Origin of the sequence: Vibrio sp. M260118, assembly GCF_036533755.1 — a bacterium.
Lineage (GTDB): Bacteria > Pseudomonadota > Gammaproteobacteria > Enterobacterales > Vibrionaceae > Vibrio.
Genome location: NZ_JATABG010000620.1, coordinates 1 through 1,109, shown reverse-complemented (window position 1 = coordinate 1,109; position 1,109 = coordinate 1). Strand labels below are relative to the sequence as shown.

Sequence of the window (1,109 nt, the reverse complement as noted above, 5' to 3'; positions counted from 1 at the left end):
GTTATATGCTTTCGTCTGTAGAAGGAATAGAACTTATGTCACTTTATGAGAAACGAAATAGCAATTCGCAGCAGGAAGACGCAATGTTAGTTGCTTCGGATTCTTGGTTTTCAGTTAAATTTGCCCAAGAAGCAGCAAAGTCTTGGAAGCGTATTCTCGTACTCGTCATTGTTGCAATCCTATGTTTGTTTGCTCCAGCGTTGGGTTTTATTGTATCTGCTATAAGTACTTTCTTTGCGTAAATGCACAGGGAACATTCTGAAAAACTGGTAGGTGAGCGCTACTCAAATAAGTTGGTTTTTCATATTCGAATACGCATATAACAAAGCGTTTAAGACGGATTCACAACGCTTGGCAGTTTTGGTTTGAATCAACTTTAATGTTTACGGCACAATAATTTAGGTTTGGTGGTCGCGTTGTTCACCACTTAACGCGGCGTTAAGTTACTTTAGAAAAGTGGAAATGAAAAACGAAATTAAACAAAACCTTAAAGTTAAGCTGGAGCTGATATCAGATGAACTGGTGACCTCTTTGGACACTGAATTTGAGGCGCTACTTCGTCGTAATTCTGCTGATGGCATGTTGCGATCAGGAAAAACGATCAAAGATACAATGGAGTTGGTTTCACGTTTAGACTCTAATCTATATTCCAGTGCTCTCGTGCATATCGATAGCCTTAACATTCATTATAGTTCATCACTTGAGTCAGATATTTCATGTCTTGTTTCTGAAGCTAAAACGCGCTTCGCGAAGAAAGTGCTTTCGGTTTTCCAACGAAGTACAGAGATTGCTGGAAAACCAGATTTATATGAGGCTTTGTTACCGGATTTAATGTCAGAGATTTCTGCTACCAGAACAAATTTTGAGAACCAGTTAAACATAAAAATAATTGAACTAAAAAGAGTGCATATCAAAACGCCATTAGAAATAGGTTTGTGGGTTGTTGAGCTTGTCGTAATAGCTTCATTAATATTTATATCAGGTATGTGGTTTAGTGACCCAGAAGGTAATTATGAGCCATTGTTTGCTGGTTTGGGGCTTTTGGTACCATTTATTTATGTTCTAATTAGACGTACATCGAAACAGTAACTTAACAAACTGTTCAAGAG

2 protein-coding genes are annotated in these 1,109 nt (G+C 37.7%); both read left to right on the top strand.

What is annotated here, in order from left to right:
* On the top strand, window positions 1–242 hold a 242-nt coding region (locus tag QTO00_RS20090; RefSeq protein ID WP_331426322.1), incomplete at its 5' end, for a hypothetical protein.
* A 220-nt stretch (window positions 243–462) separates the two neighbouring features.
* Window positions 463–1,089: a hypothetical protein gene (locus tag QTO00_RS20085; RefSeq protein WP_331426321.1), complete on the top strand. Its 627-nt coding sequence runs from the start codon at window positions 463–465 to the stop codon at window positions 1,087–1,089.
* Window positions 1,090–1,109 lie beyond the last annotated feature (20 nt).